At 62.6% G+C, this 17114-nt stretch carries 11 protein-coding genes and 1 pseudogene; all 12 read left to right on the top strand.

The annotated features are described in order from the left end of the window. On the top strand, window positions 1-2810 hold a 2810-nt coding region (locus tag EN932_RS07665), incomplete at its 5' end, for a VCBS domain-containing protein (protein ID WP_206618920.1). Window positions 2811-2873: 63 nt separating this feature from the next. After that, complete coding sequence (locus tag EN932_RS07670; protein ID WP_013533172.1) at window positions 2874-4568, top strand: type I secretion system permease/ATPase; 1695 nt, start codon at window positions 2874-2876, stop codon at window positions 4566-4568. A gap of 19 nt (window positions 4569-4587) precedes the next feature. After that, window positions 4588-5925, top strand: coding sequence for an HlyD family type I secretion periplasmic adaptor subunit (locus tag EN932_RS07675; protein WP_063171488.1), 1338 nt, complete (start codon window positions 4588-4590; stop codon window positions 5923-5925). 197 nt (window positions 5926-6122) lie between these two features. After that, window positions 6123-6371, top strand: a pseudogene (locus EN932_RS07680) (IS481 family transposase); the annotation flags it as partial. Window positions 6372-6671: 300 nt separating this feature from the next. After that, window positions 6672-7652: a helix-turn-helix domain-containing protein gene (locus EN932_RS07685; RefSeq protein WP_127367131.1), complete on the top strand. Its 981-nt coding sequence runs from the start codon at window positions 6672-6674 to the stop codon at window positions 7650-7652. A gap of 102 nt (window positions 7653-7754) precedes the next feature. Beyond that, a complete protein-coding gene (locus EN932_RS07690; RefSeq protein WP_063171490.1) occupies window positions 7755-9782 on the top strand; it encodes a hydantoinase/oxoprolinase family protein in 2028 nt (675 codons plus the stop codon). 3 nt (window positions 9783-9785) lie between these two features. Continuing rightward, entirely contained in the window at window positions 9786-11753 is a 1968-nt protein-coding gene (locus tag EN932_RS07695; protein ID WP_127384529.1) for a hydantoinase B/oxoprolinase family protein, read from the top strand. A gap of 161 nt (window positions 11754-11914) precedes the next feature. Next, on the top strand, window positions 11915-12772 hold the full coding sequence (locus EN932_RS07700) for an FAD binding domain-containing protein (RefSeq protein ID WP_013533166.1): 858 nt from the start codon (window positions 11915-11917) through the stop codon (window positions 12770-12772). Beyond that, window positions 12763-13260, top strand: coding sequence for a (2Fe-2S)-binding protein (locus tag EN932_RS07705; RefSeq protein ID WP_127368827.1), 498 nt, complete (start codon window positions 12763-12765; stop codon window positions 13258-13260). The genes EN932_RS07700 and EN932_RS07705 overlap by 10 nt, the downstream gene beginning before the upstream one ends. After that, entirely contained in the window at window positions 13253-15601 is a 2349-nt protein-coding gene (locus tag EN932_RS07710) for a xanthine dehydrogenase family protein molybdopterin-binding subunit (RefSeq protein WP_127368828.1), read from the top strand. Before EN932_RS07705 ends, EN932_RS07710 begins: the two co-directional genes overlap by 8 nt. A gap of 12 nt (window positions 15602-15613) precedes the next feature. Continuing rightward, on the top strand, window positions 15614-16345 hold the full coding sequence (locus EN932_RS07715; protein WP_127368829.1) for a LamB/YcsF family protein: 732 nt from the start codon (window positions 15614-15616) through the stop codon (window positions 16343-16345). A gap of 96 nt (window positions 16346-16441) precedes the next feature. Continuing rightward, window positions 16442-17114: aminotransferase class III-fold pyridoxal phosphate-dependent enzyme (locus EN932_RS07720; protein ID WP_127419104.1), on the top strand; the 673-nt coding region annotated here is incomplete at its 3' end.

Raw genomic sequence — 17114 nt, forward strand, 5'->3', positions numbered from 1 at the left:
CGAACCCGACGGTTGACGCGCTCAATGTCGGCGGCAGTCTGACCGACAGCTTCACCTACACGGTGAGCGACGGCCAGGGCGGGACCTCCTCGACGACGCTGACCATCACCATCCACGGCACCGACGACGCTCCGATCGCTGCCAACGACACTAGCGCCAGTCCCGGTGCGATTGCCGCAACCGAGAAGAGCGGCACGCTAAACGGATCCGGCGGCAACAATGGTTCCGGCAACGTGCTGACCAACGACAGCGATGTCGACAGCGCCAGCCTGACGGTGAGCTCGATCCGTACCGGCGGCGCCGAAGGCGGCGGTACGGCCGGTTCGCTGGGTGTCGGCCTGGTCGGCGCGCACGGCACACTCACAATCGCCGCCAACGGCAGCTACACCTACGTGGTCAACGAGAACGACTCGACGGTCCAGGCCCTCAATACCGGCGGCTCCACCACCGATACGTTCAACTACACGGTCAGCGACGGCAGCCTGACGGACATGGCAGTACTCACCGTCACCATCAACGGTGCAAATGATGCGCCGGTAATAGATCTCAACGGCGGGTTGGCCGGAACATCAACAAGCCTCAGCTATACCACGGGATCGGCCGCGACCGCTATCGCTCCATCTGGAACTGTCGCGGATGTTGACTCCGCTGATTTCAACGGAGGCTCGCTGACCGTCGCATTCACGGCAAACGGCACCTCAGCCGACCAGTTGACGATCCAGAACCAAGGCACGGGCCTCGGCCAGATCGGCTTCAGCGGCAGCAACGTCACCTATAGTGGAACGACCATTGGAACGTTCACCGGCGGAACGAACGGGACAAACCTCGTCGTCACCTTCAACGCCAACGCCACGCAAGCCGCAGCGCAAGCGCTGGAGGATCACATTCGCTACTCGAACGCGACCAGTGCTACCACGACAAAGACTGTGACCTTTACGCTGGTGGACGGGGACGGAGGTACCGACACAGGCACAGCCACGGCGACGATCAATGTGACGGGCGGCGATACTACGGCTCCCAACATCGCACTGATAACGGGCGTTCAGGGAAATGCCGGGGCACCGAGCACGCTCGTCGTCCAGTTCAGCGAAACCGGAATGAACCACACATTCTTCGATTCAACGAAACTAGCTTTGTCGAATAATGTGACCCTAGTGTCGACCACGGGCACGTGGGGCACCGCAACCGACGGCGGTGGCAATACGGTAGATACGTATACTCTGCTGGTGAACAAGCCCAACAACGGCACGACATACACGGCAACTTTTTCTGCTGGAGCCTTCAAGGACGGCGCCGGCAATCTAAGCACCGCCGGGTCTCAAATCGGCCTCAAACCCGCAGGCACTTCCGGCGAGCCCATCAACCTCGCTCTCACCGATCCCTCGCATGAAGGTGCGCTCATCACCGTCACGGTGAAGGACGTACCTTCGGGCTGGACCATCGACGGCGCGACGCATAACGCCGATGGAAGCTGGACGACACAGACCAGCGACCTGCGCGGGCTGACTGTCACCACATCGGCCAGTTTCACCGGGGCAGCCGTGCTCGACGTCCAGATGACCTGGATCAACGCCGACGGCACCTCGGGCAGCGCGTCGATCGCCGACAATGTCGAGGCCTACGCTCCGGGCTCGCCGATCTTCGCCTGGTCGGGCGACGACGTGCTGACCGGGTCCAGCGGCAACGATCTCTTCGTCTTCTCGCAGCCGATCGGTGCCGATACGGTGCATAATTTCGACGCCGCGGCCGATCAGATCGACCTTATCGGCTACAACGGACTGGCGGACTTTGCCGACCTGCAGACCCATATCGCCGACGATGCCCACGGCAACGCGGTGATCACGCTGGGCGATGGGCAGTCGATCACGCTGGATGGCGTGCACTCGGGCGCGCTGACGGCAGGCAATTTCGTCTTCGACCAGACGCCGGTGGTCAACAATGCCGGCACCATGACGATCGGCGACGGCGCCTTGCTGCCGCTGAGCGGCATGATCAACAATAGCGGCCTCATCTCGCTGGACTCGACCGGCGGTGAAACGCTGCTGCAAATCATCCAGCATGGCGTGACCCTGCAGGGCGGCGGGCAGATCCTGCTGTCCGACAGCGCCGCCAACATGATCTCCGGCACGGGGCCGGACGTCACTCTGGTCAATGTCGACAACACGATATCGGGCGCTGGCCAGCTGGGCGGCGGGATGCTGAGCCTCGACAATCAGGGCACCATTATCGCCTCTGGCGCGAATGCGCTGGTCATCGATACGGGGGGCAGCGTCGTCACCAACTCCGGAACATTGGAGGCGACCGGTTCAGGTGGACTGACGATCACCGGCGGGCTGGCGAATTCCGGCATGCTGTTGGCCAATGGCGGCGACATCGTCATCCATGGCCAGGTCACCGGCGACGGCGATGCCACGATCGGCAACCTGTCGAAGCTTGAGTTCGGCAGCGCCTCGTCGACGGATGTCACCTTCGCGCACGATGCGGCCGGCACGCTGCAGCTCGACGATTCCTTCGATTTCAGCGGGCGGATCGGCGGCATCACCAATGACGACAGGCTTGAGCTCGAGGACATCCTGTTCGGCGCGGGAACGACGGCCGTCTACCAGGCAAACCAGGATGGCAGCGGCGGAACGCTGACCGTTTCGGACGGCACCCACGGTACCGCGCTGCATCTGGTCGGCAGCTACGATGCGAACGGCTTCAAGCTTGCCGATGACGGCCAAGGCCATACCGCCGTTTCGTACAATCCGGCGGAATTCACGCTGACGGGCGTTGGCAATGGAGCAATTTCAAGCGACTTCGTGGTGTGAACCAAAAGGCCGCCGCCAGCGGCGGCCCACCTGGCCTGATGCGTATCGAGTGGGGTTCTGGACGTGGATAGCAAATCTCGAATTGTGAAGGATGCGCTTCGGGCCTGCCGCCGCTATTTCCTGGTAGCGGCGGCGTTCAGCCTGGCCATCAATCTGCTCTATCTCGCGTCCCCACTCTACATGCTGCAGATCTATGACAGGGTCGTCACCAGCGGCAGCGAAACCACGCTGGTGATGCTGACCCTGGTGTTGCTGGCGGCCTTTCTTTCGCTGGCCGGCCTCGACCTGGTGCGCGCCTCCATCCTGACGCGTGCCAGTGCGCGGCTCGACCGGCTGCTGTCGGCAAAAGTCCTGGCCGCGTCGGTCGAGACCCCATCGCCCGGCTCGTCGCCGAGCCAGCCCATCCGAGACTTCGACACGTTCAGGCAGGTCATCACCGGCAGCGGCATCCACGCTTTGTTCGACCTGCCATGGTCGCCCATCTACATCGGCATCATCTTCCTGCTGCACCCCTGGCTCGGCTTCTTCGCGCTGGGCTGCTCGCTGCTTCTGGTCGCCATGGCGGTGCTAAACGAATATATCGTGCGTTCGCCGCTGAAGCAGGCCAACGACCTGGCGACGACCAACTATAATTTCACCGAGATGAGCCTCAGAAACGCCGAAGTCGTTCGCGCCATGGGGATGATCGACGGCCTCATCCGCCGCTGGGGACGCGACCGCAATTTGGCGCTGCGGCGCCAGGCGGAGGCAAGCGATCGCGCCGCACTGATGTCGGGTCTGATCCGTTTCCTGCGGCTCACCATGCAGTCGCTGATCCTCGGCCTCGGCGCCTATCTGGTGATCGAGCGGCAGATCACCGGCGGCACCATGTTCGCCGCGAGCCTCTTGCTGGGCCGGGGGCTGCAGCCGGTCGAGCAGATCGTCGGCCTTTGGCGCAGCCTGATCCTGGGGCGGGCGGCGTTGGCAAGGGTCGAGAAGCTGGTCGACGGGGGCGCGCAGAGCGAAAGATCGTTCAACCTGCCCAAGCCCACCGGCAAGATTTCGGTCGAGCAGGTCAGCTTTGCAATCGCCAGCCAGCAGAAAGTGCTTCTCCGAGACGTATCGTTCCGGCTGGAAGCAGGCGAGACGCTGGGAATCGTCGGCCCTTCCGGCGCCGGCAAGTCGACGCTGGCGCGTCATCTCGCGGGCGTCATGCAACCCAGCCGCGGTACCGTCAGGCTGGACGGGGCCGACCTGTCGCAATGGGGACACGACGCGCTCGGCGACCACATCGGCTACCTGCCGCAGGATATCGAACTCTTCTCCGATACGGTCGCCGCCAACATCGGCCGCTTCAAGACCAATGTCGACCAGGAGGTCATCGAGGCCGCGCGGCTCGCCGGCGTGCATGAGATGATCATCCGCCTGCCGCAAGGCTATGAGACGCAGATCGGCGAAGGCGGCGCAGTGCTGTCAGGAGGATATCGCCAACGGATTGCTCTTGCCCGCGCAGTGTTCGGAACGCCGAACCTGATCATTCTCGACGAGCCCAGCTCCAATCTCGATGCCGATGGCGACCGCGCGCTGAGCGACTGCGCGATCGAACTCAAGCGCCGCGGCAGTACGGTGATCATCGTCTCTCACCGGCCCTCGACCCTGGCGAATGTCGACAAGATCCTCCTGTTGCGCGATGGCGCCGTCGAGGCCTTTGGCATGAGAAACGAGATCGTGGCGCTCCTCAACCAGCGCGCGGCTCCAATGGCGGTGGCAACGCAATGAACCGTGTTTGGAGAGAGCGATGAGCGACGGCGCGCTTACCTACCGGAGCCTGCCTGGCGACGCCGGTATTCTGGCCCCGGATTCGATCCGGGTGCCGGCCTATATCGGTCTGCTGATCATCGTTGCTTTCTTTGGCATCTTTGGCGGCTGGGCGGCCTTTGCCCCGCTGAACGGCGCCGTGCTTGCCGACGCCATCGTCAAGGTGGATGGCAATCGCAAAAGCGTACAGCACTTCGACGGCGGTACGGTGAAGGAGATCCGCGTCAAGGATGGCGACGTCGTCAGGAAGGGCGACATCATGCTGAAGCTGGACGACACCAGGATTCGGTCCGAGTTCAATCTTTATGCCCAGCAATATGCGCTGTTGCGCGCAACCGATGCCAGGATCCGAGCCGAACTGGACGGCAGCGAGGTTGTTGCCTTTCCCAAGGACATTCTCAAAGAGCACGAAGACTACCTTAGGGATGCAATGGCAAACCAGATCGCCGATCTGGAAAGCCAACGCGCCTCGATGGCCGGCGCCAGGCAGATCCTCGAGCGGCGCATTGCCGAACTCGAGGAGCAGATCCAGGGCAAGCAGTCTCGGGTCGAATCTTACCATGCCCAGTTGCAATCGACGATCAACGAGAAGGCCAGCCTGTCGAAGCTGCTCAAGGCCGGATTGACGACCCGCCCACGCATCCTGGAGCTGGAAAGATCCGCCTCGGATCTGCAGGGCCTGATCGATGAGAACCTCGGCGCGATCGGCGGCAGCCAACAGAGCAAAGCCGAACTCGAAAGCCAGATCGCACAATTGACAAATGAGCGCCGAGCCAAGCTGTCGGCCATGCTGATCGATACGCAATCGAGCCTTTCCGACCTCGTGCCCAAGATGTTTGCCGCCCAGGCTGCCATGGACCGAGCCGAGGTGCGCGCGCCGTATGACGGCCAGGTGATGGATCTCAGCGTCTTCTCGATAGGCGCTATCGTTTCGCCGGGCCAGACCATCCTCGATATCGTGCCGACCGAAAATTCGCTGATCGTCCAGGCCCAGATTCGCGTCGAGGACATATCGAACCTGCGACCCGATATGGCTGCCGAAGTTCGTTTTACATCCTACAAGCAGCGCTCAATACCCATAATTCATGGCCGCGTCACCCGCATTTCGGCGGATCGCATTACCGACAGCAAGACCGGGTTTCCCTACTATCTTGCCGACGTAGCGGTCGATCCGGTGGAATTGGCAGCAGCCCCACAGATTGCGCTTTATCCGGGCATGCCAGCGTCAGTCATGATCGTCACCGAGGAACGCACCGCGCTCGACTACATTCTGGGCCCGCTGGTTGTGTCGTTCCACTCCGCCTTTCGCCAGAAATGACGGATTAGCCAAGCGACTTCGCTTTTGAGGTGATTCTGACGCAGAGCAGTCGGAGACAAGCCGACAACCAGTCGCTCATGGTCTGCATGTTCCCTGCCGACAGCCCCTCTGTTTCTTTGGTGCTGGATCTGATCATCCTAGATGTTTGATCCCGGGCTTTATGGAGCATCCTTGTCTCCCGAATCAAAGGATGCGCTATGGGCCAAGTTCTGCATGGGAGCGCCAAAACGACAGAGGCGGTCCGTCGAGCGATACAGCATAGTCAAGAGAGCCTGAGGGGGCTGGCCAAGCGCTACGGGATCAACCGGAAGACGGTTGCGAAGTGGAAGAGGCGAGCTTCGGTCGCCGATCTATCGACTGGTCCGAAGGAACCGAGATCGACGGTGCTCTCGATTGAGGACGAGGCGGACATTGTCGCTTCCCGCCGCTACACGCTGCTGCCACTCTTCCGTGCGGTGCGCACGGAACTGCAGGACATCATTTCCGCCCACATCTGGAAGCCGACAACTTTTCCTGAATGAGTGTGCGAACAGAATGCATGGTTCCAAGTCGGCTGGCGGTTTGCGCGCCAAGGCTGGTTTGATCAGCTGCACACTGATCGTGACGACAACTGCAACCGTCGCGAGCTCCGGTCCTGGGCCAACCGACCACATAAGTTTATTCGTTTTTGACCAATACGCGCCGGTGAATTCCTGTAATCTTCGGAACAACACCGGGACAACCGGGTCAACCAGAAAGGTCGGGGAATGAAATACGTCGTCGATACGATCGGCGGTCCCGCAGGCGGTGATGCCTGGCAAGCCGCCGTTACCGAAGCCTATTTTCCGCTCGACACCGAGTATCGGAACCGTCGCGAATTTTCAGGCACGCTGGAAACCTTCTCGCTTGGGCTCGTCAGCGTGTCTAAAATGCGCTGCGATGCCGTAAGCTATCGTCGCCACCGCCGCCACTTCCTCAACGAGCGTGACGCCAGCCTGCTCATCACGATCCCGGAGATGTCGGAGGTGAATTTCTCGCAAGGGTCGAGAACCGTCAATTGCAGGCCGGGGGGCTTTCTCGTCGAGCGGGGAGATGCGCCTTACGAATTCTGGCACGGCAAGCCAAACGCGCTGTGGGTCCTCAAGGTACCATCATCGAGCGTTCGGGCACGGATCGGATCCGCCGAACGGCTCAGTGCGCTCAGTTTCGACGCGACCCAAGGCATCGCCGCGCTCTTCCTCGACACGGTGCGAACCACGATCGGCCATCTCGATGAGATCACTGAAGTCGCTCGTGAGATGATGGGCAGGCACATCCTGGAAATGCTGTGCCTGTCGATCGTGAGCGACGATCGCGTGCTGGACAGCAGCATCTCGTCGATCCGGGCCGGCCATTTGCATCGTGCCGAGCAGTATATTCGCGACAACCTGAAGAATTCCGACCTCGGCCCGCAGGCGGTGGCTGATGCCTGCGGCATCTCCCTGCGTTACCTGCAGGTCCTTTTTCAGGACAGCAACCAGTCGATCAACGGCTTCATCCGCGACGCCCGGCTTGAACTTTGCGCCGAGGAGCTGATGTCGGTGACCAACATCAGCAGCGTAGCCGAGATCGCTTACCGCTGGGGCTTCGCCGACCAGTCCCAGTTCTGCAAGCACTACCGGACGCGGTTCGGCTGCGCACCGACGGATACCCGTCGCGAAGCAGCGATCCGGGCGGGCGGCTCTTCGGCCTCGCGAGAGCGCCACTAGTCCCAACGAAATCCGGGCCAATTCCACCATTCATGCAACGTCTCCCCGGCAAGGGGCGACGAAGGCGGGGCTTTGCCCGCAAGACCTTGCGAAGGAACTGTCATGAGCCGAATCAGAGTTGCCGTCGATGTCGGAGGGACTTTCACCGACATCTGTATCATGGACGAAGACAGCGGAGCGATCCGCATCGAAAAAACCGCCTCCACGCCTGACGATCCCATGCAGGCCATCATGAATGGCGTGGAGCAGGGGCGCATCGATCTTTCGGAGGTAACGATGTTCTCTCATGGTACGACGGTCGCCACCAATGCGCTGATCACCCGCCGTCTGCCGCGCACCGCAATGGTCTGCAGCGAGGGTTTTCGTGACGTTGTAGAGATCCGTCGCGCCAACAAGGAAGATCTCTGGGACACCTACAAAGATGTCGCCAAGCCCTATATCCCGCGCCGCGACCGGCTGACCGTCCGGGAACGGGTCAGTGCCGAGGGCACGATCCTGGAAGCGTTGGACGAAGAGGCCGCGCGTCGTGTCGCGGAGATTCTCAAGAAACGGCAGGTCAAGTCGATCGCCGTCTGCTTCATGAACTCCTATGTCAACGGCGCCAACGAGCGCCGCATGCGTGAGATCCTGAAGGAGGCAATGCCGGATCTGCCGGTCTCGATCTCCTCGGAGGTGATGCCGGAAATCTTCGAGCACGAACGCTTTTCCACCACCATGGCGAACGCCGTCTGCGCCCCGGTCGTCGTCGACTACGTGTCGCGTCTCGGAGAAAAGCTTGCCGACGCCGGATACAAACGAGATCTCCTGTTGCTGCACAGCGGTGGCGGGGTCATGACGCCCGCGAGCGTCAAGGATTTCTCAGCCCGGCTCGCGGGATCCGGCATCGCCGCCGGAGCGATCGCAAGCCGCTTCATCGGAAATCTCTGTGGCTACCCGAACTCGATCGGCTTCGACATGGGCGGCACCAGCACCGACGTCTCGCTGGCCTGGAACGGGGAGTCGCGCATCACAAAGGACTGGTACATCGAATTCGGATATCCGATCCGCTTCCCCTCCATCGAGGTATTGACCATCGGTGCGGGCGGCGGGTCGTTGGCATGGCAGGACGAGGGCGGCAGCTTGCGCAACGGACCGCAGTCCGCTGGCGCCTTTCCAGGTCCGGCCTGCTACAAGAATGGCAACCGCATTGCCACCAACACCGATGCCAATGTGGTGCTCGGCCGTCTCGGCACCAGCCTTGCGGGCGGCAAGATCACGCTCGACCCCGCTCTGGCCGCCGAGGCGGTTCAGGAGACGGTGGCGGAACCCTTCGGCATGGAACTCCACCAGGCGGCCGAGGCGATCATCGCCGTCGCCAACGCCAATATGGGCAATGCCGTCCGGCTTCTCTCCATCAGCCGAGGCTACGACCCGCGCGACTTTGCGCTGGTCGCATTCGGCGGTGCTGGCGCTTTGCACGGAGCGGCTGTGGCCAAGGAGCTTTCGATTCCAACCGTGATCGTACCGCCCAATCCCGGCGTTACCTCCGCGCTCGGTTGCCTTCTCGTCGACGTGCAGCACGATTTCTCCGAAAGCTTCATGGCCGATGCTTCGACTGTCTCGCCCGCCGAGATGCAGGCAGCCTTTGTTCTGATGGAAAAACAGGCGGTTGAGCGTCTGGGCCATGAGGGCGTGGCGCAGGAAGACATGGCGCTGCAGCGCACGGTCGAGATGATGTACCAGGGCCAGTGGCGCTCGCTCGCGGTGTCAGCCCCGGCGCGCATCGAGAGCATCTGCCCGCTGATCGAGGCATTCCACAACGAACACGAGCGCGAGTTCAACTACCGCCGCGAAGACGCGCCGGTATCGATCTTCCGCATCGCGGTCAAGGCGATCGGCATCGTCCCGAAAGCCGAGATACCGCGACACGGAGTCTTGCCTCATGTGCCCGAGCCGCTCGGCCGCCGCGGCGTCTGGTTCGACGGCGTATCTCATGATGCGGCTGTCTATGAACGCGACCAACTCAGCGCCGGCGCTGCCTTTGCGGGACCCGCCATCGTCGAACAGTTCGATTCCACCACCGTGGTTCCGCCGGGAATGAGCGCGACCGTCGATGGCTTCCTGAACATTCTCATCGTGACGAAAGGCTGAAACATGACAAAGCTGATTGAAACGAGCCCTGGCCTCGATCCGGTAACGTTCGAGGTGCTGAAGAACTCCTTCATCACCACCGTCGACCAGATGGCCGAACAGATGCTTCGCACCTGCTATTCCTTCGTCATCTACAACCGAGACTTTTCGAATGCCCTGCACGACGCCGATGGCAACTCCGTCGCCCAGGGCAACTACGACATCGCGGTCCATGTCGGCACATTGCACAACACGTGTAAGGAAGTGATCCGGGTCTTCGAAGGCGATATGGCACCCGGCGATGTCTACGCAATCAACGATCCTTATGCCGGCGGTACGCATTTCAGCGACGTTCGGCTCGTCCGGCCGATCTTCGATGAAGACAAACTGATCGGCTTCTCCCAGTCGAACGGACACTGGTCGGATCTCGGCGGCTCGGTGCCGGGTTCCTTCGACGTCACCGCCCGCGACATGTTCCGCGAAGGGCTGCGGATAACGCCGCTGCGCCTTTTCCAGCGCGGCCGCTTCTGCTCCGATGTTGCCAACATGATCGCGGCCAACACGCGCGATCCCGCATCGATCATTGGCGACATCCATTCCCAGGCGCAAGCGACGCAGGCGGCCGAGCGCGAACTGCTGCGGCTGGTCAAGAAGTACGGGCGCGGCCAGGTCATGCGCGGTATGGAGGAGGTTCAGGACTACGTCGAACGTGCCGTGCGAAAGCGTCTGGCGGAGCTGCCCGACGGCACCTGGGAGACGGTCGACTACATCGACCGGGATCTCGGTGCCGGCGAGGGCATGATCCCGATCCGCATCAAGATGACGATCAAGGGCGACACGATCCACTACGATTTTACGGGAAGCCACTCGACCATTGCCTCGATGTATAATTCCGCACCGGGCGCGACCTTCTCGGCCGTGGTCGCCGGCATGAAAACCTTCTTTCCGGACCTCCCGCTCAACAGCGGGTTTTACCGGATGATCGAGGTGACCGCGCCGAAGAATAGCATCGTCAGCGCGGAATGGCCGGTGGCGGTGACCGGGTTCCTGATGCCGTTTGAAAAGATCATGAACGCGATCTTCGAGATGTGGTCGAAGATCATGCCCGAACGCGCTATCGCCTGCGCCTTCAACCTCGAATATCTGCTGGCCGGGGGACGGGATGCGCGCAAACCCGAAAAGCCGATCTTCATGTTCTACGAATGGCTGCCTGGCGGCTGGGGCGGGCGCAACGGCAAGGATGGTGCCGATGTCACAACCGCCTGCTTCGGAACCGGGCTGATGTCGCAGCCGAACGAAGGCAACGAGCGGGTCAATCCCACTCGGACGCTCGAGTTCCAGATCAAGCAGGATTCAGCCGGGCCCGGCAAGTGGCGGGGCGGCGTCGGCGTGCAGAAGACCTCATCGCTGCTTGAGGCTGAAAATGCCGTCATGTCCTATATTTGCGACCGCGAGCGTGCTGTCGTCTGGGGTGTCGAAGGAGGCCTGCCGTCGATGCCCCACGGCTTGACCATGAAGCGCGCCGGAGAAGAGACCGAGATCTGGCTCGGCTCCGTATTCTCCGATTACTCCGTCCACACAGGCGACCAGTTCGCTCGTCCGACGGCCGGCGGCGGTGGTTTCGGCGATCCACTGCAGCGCGAGCCCCGCAAGGTGATGGAGGACGTGATCGACGACTACGTTTCCCTGGAGCGTGCCAGGACTGACTACGGTGTGGTGATCCGCGAAATCGACCGCGACCTGTGCCAGTACGAAATCGACGAGACGGCGACCGAAGCCTGCCGTGCCGACATCCGGGCGAAACGGAAGGGCTGGGCACGCATGGATCCCGAGGAGGTCGCGCGCAAATACCGCTCCGGCGAGATCGATACGCTCGATGCGGTTCGGCACTATGCCGTGATCCTCGACTGGGAGACCGGCGAACTACTTCCCAAAACCACCGCCCAATTCCGGGAGAGTTTTGAGAAACGGACCGTCACCCACTGGGTCTGAGCGCCAGCGAGCGCGCCGCAATCTTGCGGGCGCTCGCGGGATGCCAGAGTTATCTGTTTTTTCGATACCATATTCAAAGAATTACTATTTCACAGGAACCTAAAGCTGGAGCAACAATGTCGCAGCGCCGCGAAGGTTGGCTGCTCCGAGGGGTATGACAGATGGCACCAGGCGTGGGACGATCGTTCACCGCGGCCAGCACACTTGAAGAGGCAATGGCAGCACGCCGGCAGGGCGCGGTGGTGCTTGCAGGCGGCACCTGGATGATGCGTGATCCCCAACGCGGGGTCGACCTTCCCGACGCGGTGGTCGCACTCGACCGAATACCGGCCTTGTCCAAGGTCGAAATCGACTCGGACCATGTCGTGATCGGTGCAGCTGTTACCCACGCAGTCCTTGGCCGCGCGTTGCATGGGGCAGCGGGCTTCGAAGGTCTGGTTGCCGCGGCGGAGAACGCGGCCAATCCCGGTATCCGAAGGGTCGCCACCGTGGGCGGCAACATTTGTGCCCTCGACTTTGCCGCCGCCGATCTCGCCCCTGCGCTTCTCGTCTGTGAGGCGACGGTGGAGCTGGAGACGTTCGAAGGCCCAAAACTCATCGGTATTTCGGATTTCCTCAAAGACAGGCATGCGCTGCTGGCAGAGGCGATTGTGACGAGAATTCATCTGCGCCGCGACCTTGTCGCAAGCGCGCATATCCGCCTGCCGCTTCGGAAGGCTGGCGACTATCCGGTCGCCGTCGTCTCGCTTGCGGTGGACAAGGACAAACGATGTCGCATCGCCGTCGGCTCGGTGGAGCCGGTAGCGCGGCGCTGGACGGCGCTCGAACAGGCGATGAGGGCAAGCCAGGCCTCCGCGCTCGATCCGGAGCGCGCTGCCGGGCTTGCACTAGAGCACAATGATTTTCAGGGCCGCGACGGCAGGGAAGCGGAGGGTTGGTACCGGCGCCAGGTTCTTCCGCCGCTGGTCAAGCGCGGTGTTGCCGCACTTCTCAAGACCGAGGGCCTGGCATGGTTGTGACATTCCAGCTGAATGGCGAGGACTGCAGCTTTCACGGCGATCCGATGACGCCGCTCGTCGACATCTTGCGGCGGGAACGATTCCTGACGGGGACCAAAGCCGTGTGCCGCGAAGGCTTCTGCGGCGCCTGCACGGTGCATGTCGACGACGAAGCGGTGCCGTCCTGCCTGAAGCCGATTGGCCTGGTCCAGGGATGCGCGGTCACGACCGTCGAGGGATTGAGTTCCGGAAACCAGGCGCTGCATCCGCTCCAGGCCAATCTAGAGGCCGCCGATGCCGTGCAATGCGGCATGTGTTTTCCGGGAATGGTTATGAGCCTTTCGGCGTTCGTGCGTGACAATCCGCATGCGAGCCGTCCCGAAATCAAGGCCGCGATGGTCGGCAACATCTGCCGCTGCACCGGATATGAGCGGATCGTCGACGCCGTGGCCGACTGCCTTGACCAAGCGCGGAAGGCTGGCCAGTCGGTGGGAGGTCTCCATGTCTGAGCTGTCCGCCACCGTGATGAATCTTCCCCGCCGCGATGCGCAGGACAAGCTGCGCGGGCGGACGAAATACACCAACGACCGGGTTCGCCCCGACATGTTGCATGCCGTGCTGCTGCGGTCGACCGTTTCCGCGGGGCGTATCCGCAAGCTCGATGTTTCGGCGGCACTTCGCTGTCCTGGCGTGCGCGCGGTGGCGACCGGCGCCGACGCGCCAGGCCTCTACGGCATCGGCATTGCCGACCATCCGCTCCTGGCCATCGACACCATCCGCTATCATGGCGAGCCAATCGCCGTCATCGCCGCCGAAACGGAGAAGCAGGCGCGGGCGGCGCTTGCCGTCATCGTGCTTGAGATCGAGCCGCTGGCACCGGTGTCCACCATGGCCGAAGCGCTCCAGCCCGCAGCCCGTCTCGTCCACGAGGGCTGGCGCGGCTATGAGGCGATCACCGAGGGCGGCGCACGTGCCGGCAACATCGCATGGGAGGCAAAATCCAGCCGCGGCGACGTCGATGCGGCCTTCGCCCGTCCCGACATACGCATAGTCGAGAGCAGCTTTACCGTCGGCCGGCAGAGCCATGTGCCTTTCGAACCGCGCGTTGCCATCGGCTCCTGGGAGGACGGCCGGGCTCACATCCAGACCTCGACGCAGGTGCCTTGGACAGTTCGCAACGTCACCGGAAGGGTCATGCAGCTTGCGCCCGGGCGTGTGCGGGTCACCGTGCCGCCTGTCGGAGGCGGGTTCGGCCTGAAATTCGATGCGTCCATCGAGCCGATCACGGCACTTCTGGCGCGGATGACCGGGCGCACGGTGGTCCTGGAAAACACCCGGCAGGAAGAGATGGCAACCTGCCTCTGCCGCGAGAATGCGGAAATCCGCATCCGCTCCGCTGTCACTGCCGAAGGATACATCGCCGGACGCGAGGCGGTCGTGCTGATGGACTGCGGCGCGTATGGCGGCGAACAGGTTTTCCTGACAACGATGACGGCGCACACGCTGGGCGGCAATTACAGGGTTGGCGCAACGCGGCTCGTCAGCCGCGCCGTATACACCAACACACCACCCAACGGCGCTTTCCGAGCTTGCAATGGCGTCTACAACACCTTCGCGTTGGAGCGACACACCGACGAAATCTGCGATGCGCTAGGCTTCGACCCAATAGAGTTCCGGAAGAAAAATGTCCTGGGAGATGGCGATCTCGGTGCCACGGGGCAGGTTTTCGAGGCCGACGTGCTGGGTCCGATGCTCGATCGCATGGAGACACTGCGCGCCAGCACCGGTACATCAGAGGCCAAGGCCGACGGCAGGCTCTATGGAATTGCGACCACGGTCGGCACATGGTTCGTTTTCGTCGGGCCTTCGGCGGCGACGGTGAATTTGAACGCCGACGGCAGCGCAACGCTGGTCACCTCGGGTGTGGAGATCGGATCCGGCACGATGGTGCAATCCCTGCCGCAGATCGTGGCTGGGCAGCTCGGGCTTGCTCCCGACCAGGTGATCGTGCGCGAAGCCGATACGGATGCCGCCGGTCTCGATGTCGGCGTTGGCGGTGGGCGCACCACCGTGTCCATTGGTGCCGCGAGCATCGCCGCCTGCGCGGAAGTGCGAGAGAAGCTGCTGCGGACCGCCGGCGAGATGCTCCAGACCCGACCGGAAGACCTGGTGCTGCGGGACGGTCGTGTCGAGATCACGGGACTTCCCGGTTCCGGCATGTCGATCCCCGCTGTCGTCGCCCATGCGCAGGCAACCACCGGCCCGATCACCGGAAGCGGAGCCTTTACCGCCAGGAACACTCCGGCAATGTCCGGCTGCGCGATGGGGCATTTCATCGATGCGCTCGACATTCCCGTCTTCGTCGTTCACGAGGCCGAGGTGGCGGTTGATCCAGACACCGGCCATGTCGAGGTGCTGGCCTATCGCGTAGTTCAAGATGTCGGCCGCGCGCTCAATCCGCGCGCCATCCTGGGCCAGATACAGGGCGGCGTGGTACAGGGGCTCGGCTATGCGTTGCACGAGGAGGTGACGCTCACCGCCGACGGACGCATCGCGCAGGACGATTTCGAGACTTATCGCCTGCCGCTGGCGCAGGATGTGGTTCCGGTCGCCGCCGACCTTTACGAGGGCGCGCCGTCGATGGGGCCTCTAGGCGCCAAGGGTGCGGGCGAGGTCCCGATCCTGGCGGTGGGCGCGGCAATCGGCTGCGCTGTGGCACGCGCCATCGGCAAGCCGGTACGGCAGCTGCCAGTGACGCCGCCACGCGTGCTTCGACTGCTGCATGAGCGCGAACCACCGCCGGAATTCCCGCACATCGCCCCCGGCTGGGCGTTGAACACTCTGGGCTGAGGCAAGTAAACCATGGTCACCCTGAACTGCGACATGGGCGAAAGCTACGGCAACTGGCGCTTCGGTGACGATGCCGGCATCATGCCTCATATCGATTGCGCCAACATCGCCTGCGGCTTCCACGCCTCCGATCCATGGACGATGCTGAAGACCGTGCGGCTCGCCCTTTCGCATGGCAAGCGGGTCGGCGCGCATCCCTCCCTTCCCGATCGTGAGGGGTTCGGCCGGCGCGAAATGAGACTTCAGCCGGAGGAACTGACAGCTGCCTTCCTCTATCAAATCGGTGCTCTGACAGGGATGCTGGTCGCCGAGGGCGGGCAACTCAGCCATGTCAAGCCGCATGGCATCATTTACGGCATGGCCGCGCACGACGTCGACACTGCCCGGGCAATTGCCGCGGCGGTCAAGCCGTTCGGCGTCCCTCTCTTCGGCATGGCGGGAACCTGTCACGAGACGGCGGCAGCCGAACTCGGCGTTGCCTTCGTGGGCGAGTTCTTTCCCGATCTTGCCTACGCTCCCGGCGGCAGCCTGATCATCCCGCGCGTCCAGTCGGCCATCGACCTGACGCTTGCCGAGCACCGCATGATAGGGGCGCTTACTCGAGGCGAACTCGTCACGACAGACGGCACGATCCGCCCGGTCGACTTCGACACCGTCTGCATCCACTCCGATCCGCCGAATGCGCGCGACGTCGCCGCGCTGATGCGGCGGATCATCGACACTCATTCCAACGGCCTGCCATGATTCATTCTCCCGAATCGTGAAAGCTCCACGCAGGGGACTCGAGGACTATCTCGAACTCACTGCCCGAACCATTTCTCCAAGCCGCTGAGGACTTCCATGGATGCGCTTTCCAACTCTCTCGCCGCCGCCGACATCGCCACCACCATGCACCCCTACACCAACCTGCGTCAGCACGAAGAAACCGGGCCGCTGATCATCAGCCGCGGCGACGGCATCCGTGTGTATGACGAACGCGGCAAGGAATACATCGAAGGGCTGGCCGGGCTCTGGTCGGTGGGCGTCGGCTTTTCGGAAAAGCGGTTGGCCGACGCTGCCTATCAGCAAATGCTGAAGCTGCCCTACTACCACACCTTCTCCTCCAAGGCGCATGAGCCATCCATCCGGCTCGCGGAGAAACTCGTGGAGATGACGCCGGAAAACCTGACGCGTGTCTTCTTCACGTCGTCGGGCTCGGAAGCCAACGACACCATCGTCAAGATGATGTGGTTCATGAACAACGCGCTGGGCCGGCCAAAAAAGAAGAAATTCCTGGCACGGACCAAGGGCTATCACGGCATCACCGTCGCCTCCGGCAGCCTGACGGGCTTGCCGGTCAACCATCGCGACTTCGATCTGCCGGCCATTCCCGTTCGCCACCTGACCTGCCCGCACTTCTATCGCTTCGGCATGGCAGGCGAAGACGAAGCCGCCTTCACGGCGCGCCTGCTCGCCGAGCTGGAAGCGGTGATCGCCGAAGAAGGGGCTGACACCATCGCAGCCTTCATAGGAG

This window comes from Mesorhizobium sp. M7A.F.Ca.US.002.01.1.1, from assembly GCF_004022955.1.
In the GTDB taxonomy this organism is placed as follows: Bacteria; Pseudomonadota; Alphaproteobacteria; order Rhizobiales; family Rhizobiaceae; genus Mesorhizobium; species Mesorhizobium ciceri.

Excerpts from the sequence above, each read along its gene's own strand:
- EN932_RS07675 (WP_063171488.1), top strand. The coding sequence starts at position 4,588 with ATGAGCGACGGCGCGCTTACCTACCGGAGCCTGCCTGGCGACGCCGGT.
- EN932_RS07685 (WP_127367131.1), top strand. The coding sequence starts at position 6,672 with ATGAAATACGTCGTCGATACGATCGGCGGTCCCGCAGGCGGTGATGCC.
- EN932_RS07690 (WP_063171490.1), top strand. The coding sequence starts at position 7,755 with ATGAGCCGAATCAGAGTTGCCGTCGATGTCGGAGGGACTTTCACCGAC.
- EN932_RS07695 (WP_127384529.1), top strand. The coding sequence starts at position 9,786 with ATGACAAAGCTGATTGAAACGAGCCCTGGCCTCGATCCGGTAACGTTC.
- EN932_RS07700 (WP_013533166.1), top strand. The coding sequence starts at position 11,915 with ATGGCACCAGGCGTGGGACGATCGTTCACCGCGGCCAGCACACTTGAA.
- EN932_RS07705 (WP_127368827.1), top strand. The coding sequence starts at position 12,763 with ATGGTTGTGACATTCCAGCTGAATGGCGAGGACTGCAGCTTTCACGGC.
- EN932_RS07710 (WP_127368828.1), top strand. The coding sequence starts at position 13,253 with ATGTCTGAGCTGTCCGCCACCGTGATGAATCTTCCCCGCCGCGATGCG.
- EN932_RS07715 (WP_127368829.1), top strand. The coding sequence starts at position 15,614 with ATGGTCACCCTGAACTGCGACATGGGCGAAAGCTACGGCAACTGGCGC.